The sequence below is a fragment of the Mycobacterium sp. genome (assembly GCF_032162105.1).
Lineage (GTDB): Bacteria > Actinomycetota > Actinomycetes > Mycobacteriales > Mycobacteriaceae > Mycobacterium.
The window spans coordinates 1-6636 of record NZ_JAVRPS010000070.1 but is presented as its reverse complement, the minus strand read 5'-3'; the positions used below and the strand labels follow the sequence as shown (position 1 = coordinate 6636).

Sequence of the window (6636 nt, the reverse complement as noted above, 5' to 3'; positions counted from 1 at the left end):
GCGGGATTCTCCTGGCTGTCCCAGTAGCTGCTATGTGCCGCAACGTCTCCGATGATTCCAGTGGGATCCCAACTCGGTCCCGGGTTGGCGTAGAGGCGAGTGGCCCCAAAGTCCGTGCCGAACGGGTCGGCGCCGAGCGTCATGTCGGTGGCGAGGCTGATGATGTCGTTGCGCGCGGTCATCGAGTACACGTTCGCTCCCTGATCGAGGCTCAGACCGCTGGTGTGCTCGGTCAGCATGCCGGGGCTTCCCACCGCTATGACGTTATCGGCCGCCAGGTGGTTGCCGCCGGTCGCCGCGCCACCGACCAGCGTTGATCCATAGCTGTGGCCGATCACGGTGTCGATCGCTGGCGTCGCCCCGGCGTGTGAGGCGTGCATGCCGTTGACGAAGGTGTCGAGCGCAGCGCCTCCGCTTTCGGCTCGGCCCGGCCACGCGGCTTGGCCAAGGTCCATCGGCCGGTCGTATCCCATCCAGGTGGTCACCGCGACGTCGTCGGTGGTCAGGCTCGGATCGGCGAACAATGTCGCCCGGAACATCGCCTCCGACTTGCGATCACTGCCCTCGAAGGTCGCCATGTCCTGACCTGTTCCCGGTACGAAGGTGGCGGTTCGGCTGGCGGTGTCGGGGTTGCCGATGGACACCGCGGCATGGCCTTGGTCGTCGATCAGCGCAAGGTATCGCGGCGCTCCGTCCTTCGCGTTCAGAACGCCGTTCACGGCGCGGTAGCCGTCGAGCTGGTGTCGCGCCGCGGCGAGTTGCGGCCCCAACGCGGCGAGTTCGTTGCCCGTCGCGGCGCTGGTGTCACCCATGTAGACGCGGCGGGCGAGTTCGTCGAATCGCTGCTGCATCCGGTCGACGTTGCCCTGACTCGTCGCAACGAGTTCGCCCAAGTGCCGCTGGTTGTAGGTGTTCTTGTCCACGAACGGCATACCGGGGTGATTGCCGATGCCGTGATTCTGGTCGTAGAGCCAGTCCTTCTCTTCGGGCGTCAGTTGGTCCCACAGGTCATTGAACTGCTGCGGGTCCTCGGGCAGCGGCCTGGACAGCGCGTCCTGGATCTCCGGGCGGTTGTCGTGCGGCGTATCCCCGATCGGAGCCTCCCCGATCGCCATGTTGACCGCGCGAGCGAGTTCTTGATCGACGCGGGCGGCTTCGGTCAGGATCGCGTCGAGGTCGGGCTGCAGCTGCATCTGTTTCAGCATGACCTCCATCGGGTCCGCCCCTGCCGACCCCGGACCGGGCTCGACGGTGTTGCTCACCGTGTCGACGACCATCCCCAATCTGTCGGCTTCGGAGCGCAGTTGCGCCAGCCGGGACTTGACCTGCTCGACATCATCGGCGGCCACGCTGGCTGCCCGCGCGACCTCCAGCGCCTCGTTTCCATGCGCATCCAGATCCCGACGGGTCCGGCCGATGGCATCCCTGGCGGCTTCGGATGCCTCGCCGCCCCACAATCCGAACGCAGGCAGTTCGGCGATGCCGTTGGCCGCTTCGCGCGCCGCCTCTGCTCGGCTCCGGGTCGCGTGGAACACCTCCCGCACGTCGCCGGCGTCCCACCGATCAATCTCCTCGACGGAGACGGTCACGATGCGGCGCCGTCAGAGCCCAAGATCCGGCTCCGTCGGCATGCGGTTGCCTGCGGCGTCGACGTCGGCCGCGCCGGTTTGATCAACCAGGTGGTAGCCGGCGGCCCCGCTGAGCATTCCCTGGCTGTGGTCGACGAGCTGCCGGTAGAGGGCCGCGGTGTCGCCCTGCCACTTGGCGACGGCTGCCCCGAACGCGACTGCGGCGGCAGCGGGCAAGCCGCGCTGTGACGACTCGATCCGGCCGTCGGCCGCGGCGTGGTGTGCCCGCATGCCATCGGCGTGCATGTCCACCGTCGCCGCCGAAACCTGGAGATCCTCGGTGACCACCCGAAGCGGCTCCGTCATCGTCCACGCCCCCTTGCCTTGCGTCCCGCCCAGTCAGAATACCGCCGCCTACAGGGTCGACCAGGCAAGAAACGGGCAGCACCAACGAACACCGCCCCATGACCGACAGCGTCGGCCACGGGGCGGTGGGGTGAGTGACGGTGTCACTCGGTGGTGGCTGGAGTTCTCGGCGGCACCGTCGAACCAGGATGGAACCCGTCCTTAGCTCGCCGAGCGTGCGGTTGTTCACGGCCCTACTCGAGCGATGTGTACAACAACCGTAACGTTCGGCGCCTGACGAGCCGATCGCCGTCAGCCGGATTGCGGACCCTCAGCCAGCCAACGCGCCGAGCAAGTCGGGCATCGACACCGTCGCAACGCCGATCGCCGAATCGGCCATGCCGTACGGAATCACCAGCGTCTCGGAATGCACCAGCGCACCGCAGGAGTAGACGACGTTGGGCACGTAGCCGTCCTGCTCGTCCGCGGCCGGTGAGAGCAGTGGATGGCGGAGCCGGCCGACGATCTTGGCCGGATCGTCGAGGTCGAGCAGGATGGCGCCGATGCGGTAGGTGCGCATAGGGCCGACACCGTGGGTGAGCACCAGCCAGCCCGCGTCGGTTTCGATGGGCGGCCCGCAGTTCCCGAGTTGCAGCACCTCCCACGCGTTGAGCGGCTGCTGGCAGGGCGACGAATTCGCCCACACCAGAAGGTGATCGGAGTAGGCCAACGTGTTCGTCTCGCGGTCGGATCGTGACATCGCCGCGAAGCGGCCGTCAATCCGACGGGGGAACAGCCCAAGACCCTTGTTGGCGGCTGCGCGCCCGACGATGGGCTTGGAGGTGAAGGACCGGAAGTCTCGTGTCTCGAGCAGCTGCTGGCTGATGTGGGATCCGCTGTACGCCGTATAGGTGGCGTAGTACGTGACCGAGCCGTCGTCCTCGACGAACCGGACAAGGCGCGCGTCCTCCATGCCTGCCGCCTCCGCACCCATGGCAGGCCGCAGCACGCGCTCGGAAAGGGTTGTGTCGTCGGCGAACTCGACGGAGTAACTTCGGTCGGCGATCGACCGGATCTCGGCGATCGTCGCTCGGGCACGCCCCCGGGTGCGCATGTTGGTCAGCAGCGTGTCGAGTTGCTCGTCGAGGTCGGCCCGGGTGAAGCGGTCACCGAGCGCGTCGAGGACGTAGTCGGCGGCCTCCCTGGCATCGCCGAGTCGGGCCAGCTCGTTGCGGAACACGGGCCCGTCCAGGAGAGCCTGAGTCGCGGCTGCGGTGGTGGCGAACGGCACCGCCTCGTCGATCGAGACGTTTCCGCCCGCGTCCACGGTGCCGGTCCGAAATCCCATCGAGGACTGGTGACCTTCCCCGATGCCCCGCACGCTCATCACGAAACGCAAACTGCCGTCGGGTGTTCCGGCCTGATCGGGATGGGCCACCATGCTCGGGTTGCACAGGGCCGCACCTTCAATCGCGTACTCGCTGGTAAAGGCCGCTCCCAGCAACACCTTTCGCGCATCGGACAGGTGCCGGACGGGATCGAGGCGATCGGCGAGGATTTCCGCGTGACGACGGAAGGTGCCGATCAGGTCGCGGTGGCGTCCGTCGAAGCGGGTGACGACGTCGTCCAGGGATGCCTGCACGTCCTCCTCGGACAGCGCAAGGATTCGCCTCAACACCGCGCCCGCCCGGGACTCCTGATGCTCGAAGCCCTCCTGGCCCGGCACGAAGAGTTGAGTGACGACGCGCGACGGGTCTGCAGCGACCCGCAGCGGACTGCGGGTTACCAGCTCGGTCTGCACCGAAGTCATTGCCTCACGGCCGAGATGCGCCGGGCGTGCTGCATGGTCGAGAGCGCAGCAAGCGTCGACTCGGCACCCTGATTGCGATTCACCCCGTCGACGTGCAGGCCGTCGAACCCGCCGCCCGTCTTGGCGTCCCACATGACCTGTCCCGAGTCGTTGTCGCCCTCGAACCATGCCGCCGCCCTGCGGACGCCGTCGGGCCAGCTCGGGCTGGGGTCGGCGGCAGCGGCGCGCGCGCACGCATCAGCGAGCGAGGACACTTCGATCGGCTGCTGGTCGAAGGCGGGACGGACGTCATCGGCGCCTCGTCCCCCGACCGGGGTGGGCGAGAAGTGTCCGTCGACCGTCTCGTAGTCGACCAGCCAGCCGAGCAGATCCAGACCGCGTCGTTGCAGCGCCGCATCGTCGAGCGCGGTACCCGCCGCGATCATCGCCTCGGCGAGAACGGCATTGGCGTAGGCCAGCCGCGGCTCGGGCCACGGCCAGGCCGGGTCGTCGCTCGGCGCGATGACCGTACGGGTGTAGTAGGTGAGCAGCTCTCGCGCCTCGACGTGATTGGGATCAGCGGTGAGCAGTTCGGCGGCGCCAAGTGCCGCGAAGGCCATTGCCCGCGGTGACGGCGACCTCTGCAGGGCAGCCCGTTCGAACTGAATCTTCGCCGACTCGCGTACGAACGCGGTGTTCGCTTGGGCGGCGGCGGTTCCCAACCCCCAGAGGCATCTGCCCCACGAGTCCTCCAGTGCGGGCTCGTCGGTCCACTTGCCCGTGCTGTCCATCCGGTTGCGGCACGCGCCGGTGAGTGCCTGCGCCTCGCCGAGGAACCGTATCGCCAGCCCGGCAATACCATTCAGTTTCCGGTCCGGGTCGGGCTCCTCCCGGCTGACGACCACCAGGACCCTGGCCATGTCGTCGGTGCAGTAACCGTGCTCGGTCGCGGGTTCGGTCAGATTGGCGTGCTCGAACGTGCCGCGACGGTCGGTCATGTGCAACAGGTGGTCGAACACCGGACCCAGCACCGGCGCGGTCATACCAGTGCCTGGCGCTCGAATACGAGTCGTTGAGCCAGAGACAGATACGACTTGGCGATCGACGGCCAGGCCAACGTCGGGGCCAGCCGGCGCCCCTCGGCCGCCATCGATCCGGCGAGGCGCGGATCCGACAACACCCGGCGCAGCGCAAACGTCATCGCATCGGGATCGTCATGGTCGACGACGATGCCCGCACCCGTGCCCAGAAGCTCGATGGCATGTGGGAACGCGGTGGCGACGACGGGCCGTCCGCTCGCGACGGCGTCGACCAGAACGCCAGAGGTGATCTGCTCGGTCGAGTCGTACGGCAGTACCACCACGGCGCAGGACTGGATCAACACGGCCAGGGACGACACGTTGCGGTAGTGCGGGTCGAAGGACACCGAGCCGGCCAGGCCCATGTGTCGCGCCTGCTCGGTGCGCGCTTCGCGGTACGCCTCGCCCTCGGCGGCCAGCACCTTGGGGTGAGTCCTGCCTGCGACCACGTACTGCGGCCTGCCGCGGAGCTCATGCAGGGAGCCCATGGACTCGATCACGCGCTCGATGCCCTTGCCGGGGCCGAGCAGACCCCACGTCAGCAACGTCGGCCTGCCGCCACGCTTCGATTGCGCACCCTGCGGGATGGTCGCCCCGTGGGCGATGGTGCTGACCTTGTGCCGGTCGACGTCGAAGCCGCGGCGCAGCCGCGCATTGGCCGCGTCGGACATCACGACCACCTGATCGGCGAGTCCGGCGATCGCCTCGAGAACGGCACGCTGATTGGGTGTCGGATTGAGCGGAACCGTGTGAGCGACCACGATCGACGGGACGCGCAGCCCGCGCATGACGTCGAGCACCTCGTCGCCGTCGGTGCCGCCGTAGATGCCGTACTCGTGCTGAATCACCGCGACGTCGCACTCGCTCAACAAGTCTGCGGAGGCCGCAATCGACGCCGCCGAGCCGTTGACGAGCTCCCCGACGACGCGGGGATCCTCGGACGGTGTCCCGTCGGCCACCCGAACGACGCTGACGTCTGCACCGTTCGCCGCCAACCCATTGGACAGGGCCGCGCTGAACGTCGCCAGCCCGCAGACCGTCGACGGATACGTACTGAGGACGCCGAAACTCGAAGGGGCAGAATTTCGTTGCGCCCCAACAGGGTTGATGAATGTTCTACCAAGCGATAAAGCAGTCAAAGTGATCCCGACCGTGCGAATGTCACGAAGGTGTCCGGCTTGAGCGGTTGCTCGTGGCGATCAGCGGAAGACGGCTGATTCATTCCGGACTGGTCGGTTTCCCAACGCCCCTTACACTACACCCTCATGGCCCCATCGGCGGCCTTCGGCAGATCGGTTCCCCGGGGCCCCGGGACGGCACAGACCTCACTCGACCTGCGAAGTCGTCGACGACGCGGCCGTCCCGATTGACGCACGACCGGCAACTCCTGCCCGTGGGAATCACTCGAAATTAATTGATTCCGAAAGCATTTCGTACCGCATTCAGACCCCGCCGACACGAGACAAGGTTGCCTCCGGCGGCGTACAGTCCGAAGATCGGGACCAGTCAGGCCCCCGTATCAAAGGGGAAGCCAAGTGACCGACAAATCGCCTCGCCAAGCTATGGGCAAGAAGTCCGGAAAGTCGCTGAAGGAGAAACGCGCGGACAAGCGCGCGAAGACCGATCACACCTCGCAAGCCGAGACGGTGTTCAACCCCAAGAAGCGCTGACGCCGTAAGCACTACGCCCGAGAGCCCGGATGCTGATGCATCCGGGCTCTCGGGCGTAGTGGGGCTTACTTGTGGTTCTGGTGGTGGTGATGCACCGAGGTGCCGGGCTGGGGGGTGTTGGTCTGGTGCGGGAAGGCCGGGTGCTGGACCGGGGCGCTGATCGAGGGGCCGTTGGTGGTGACCGC

Annotated in this window: 6 protein-coding genes; 1 reads left to right on the top strand and 5 read right to left on the bottom strand. The window is 67.3% G+C overall.

Annotation, left to right across the window (positions count from 1 at the left end):
- The 5 genes from QOC69_RS03515 to QOC69_RS03495 all read right to left on the bottom strand — a co-directional run.
- Positions 1-1589 (bottom strand): alpha/beta hydrolase (locus tag QOC69_RS03515; protein ID WP_526436403.1); only part of this gene is annotated, 1589 nt, incomplete at its 3' end.
- Between the two features lie 12 nt (positions 1590-1601).
- On the bottom strand, positions 1602-1934 hold the full coding sequence (locus QOC69_RS03510) for a hypothetical protein (RefSeq protein WP_526436401.1): 333 nt from the start codon (positions 1932-1934) through the stop codon (positions 1602-1604).
- A gap of 310 nt (positions 1935-2244) precedes the next feature.
- Positions 2245-3723, bottom strand: a complete 1479-nt coding sequence (locus QOC69_RS03505) for a glycoside hydrolase family 130 protein (protein WP_526436399.1) — start codon at positions 3721-3723, stop codon at positions 2245-2247.
- A complete protein-coding gene (locus QOC69_RS03500) occupies positions 3720-4745 on the bottom strand; it encodes a glycosyltransferase (protein ID WP_526436397.1) in 1026 nt (341 codons plus the stop codon). Before QOC69_RS03500 ends, QOC69_RS03505 begins: the two co-directional genes overlap by 4 nt.
- On the bottom strand, positions 4742-5890 hold the full coding sequence (locus QOC69_RS03495) for a glycosyltransferase (protein ID WP_526436405.1): 1149 nt from the start codon (positions 5888-5890) through the stop codon (positions 4742-4744). The genes QOC69_RS03500 and QOC69_RS03495 overlap by 4 nt, the downstream gene beginning before the upstream one ends.
- Positions 5891-6316: 426 nt before the next feature.
- On the opposite strand from QOC69_RS03495, the gene QOC69_RS03490 reads away from it, so the two are divergent.
- Positions 6317-6451, top strand: a complete 135-nt coding sequence (locus QOC69_RS03490; protein ID WP_526436395.1) for a hypothetical protein — start codon at positions 6317-6319, stop codon at positions 6449-6451.
- Positions 6452-6636 lie beyond the last annotated feature (185 nt).

Bases quoted from the DNA above. Each gene is read 5' to 3' on its own strand.
- QOC69_RS03505 (WP_526436399.1), bottom strand. From the start codon at position 3,723: ATGACTTCGGTGCAGACCGAGCTGGTAACCCGCAGTCCGCTGCGGGTC.
- QOC69_RS03510 (WP_526436401.1), bottom strand. From the start codon at position 1,934: ATGACGGAGCCGCTTCGGGTGGTCACCGAGGATCTCCAGGTTTCGGCG.
- QOC69_RS03500 (WP_526436397.1), bottom strand. From the start codon at position 4,745: ATGACCGCGCCGGTGCTGGGTCCGGTGTTCGACCACCTGTTGCACATG.